The following is a 722-nucleotide window of genomic DNA, read 5'->3' on the forward strand; positions in this document are numbered from 1 at the left end:
CGAGATTTCATTTTATGGCTTCTTCTTGTCCTTGCGGCGCTAACCGTACCTACCAACAGTGTTGCGAAATTGCGCACAACAATCACGCTGACGTCAAAACACCAGAACAGTTAATGCGCTCTCGCTATAGCGCTCATGTGCTAGGCCTCGTTGACTACGTTGTGAAAACATATCACCCAAGTTGTAACGCAGAAGAACAACGTGAAGGTATCGCACAATCGATCGACAGCGATTGGTGCAAACTGGAAGTCGTCAAAGCAGAAGCTGGCAGCCATGAAAATGAAGGCTTTGTTGAGTTCAACGCCTATTTCAATGAAGACGGCCAACGCTACTGCCTGAGCGAGCGTTCACGCTTCGTGAAAGAAGATGGGTTGTGGTATTACATTGATGGCACCTTCCCTGAAGAAGAATCCGAGCAAGATCCGCGACTTAATCAATCCATCAGCAGCTTAAAAGTAGGCCGTAACGATCCATGTATTTGTGGCAGCGGTAAGAAATTTAAAAAGTGCTGCGGATAAAATGGCACTATCAAGAAAAAACAAAGGCTTCCACATGGCAGCCTTTGTATTATGTCTTTGATTTGAACTACTTGTGACGCTCTTTAAGCTTATTCACCACATCGTTCATTGATAAACCTTGGTCTTGTAAAAGCACCAACAAGTGATAGATCAAATCTGCAGATTCACACACTAACTCCGCCTTATCGCCCGACGTCGCCGCAA

The 722-nt window shown here is 45.3% G+C and carries 2 protein-coding genes; one reads left to right on the forward strand and one right to left on the reverse strand.

What is annotated here, in order from left to right:
* Positions 1 to 14 precede the first annotated feature (14 nt).
* Positions 15 to 518 (forward strand): YchJ family protein, encoded by a 504-nt coding sequence (locus tag R7Z49_RS24850; protein WP_015296531.1) that lies wholly within the window; start codon positions 15 to 17, stop codon positions 516 to 518.
* Positions 519 to 585: 67 nt separating this feature from the next.
* On the opposite strand, the gene hisE is transcribed toward R7Z49_RS24850, so the two are convergent.
* Positions 586 to 722, reverse strand: a 137-nt coding sequence (hisE, locus tag R7Z49_RS24855; RefSeq protein WP_318112358.1) for a phosphoribosyl-ATP diphosphatase, incomplete at its 5' end; no start/stop codon positions are given.

It is taken from the genome of Vibrio sp. 1562, assembly GCF_033340155.1.
Lineage (GTDB): Bacteria > Pseudomonadota > Gammaproteobacteria > Enterobacterales > Vibrionaceae > Vibrio > Vibrio alginolyticus.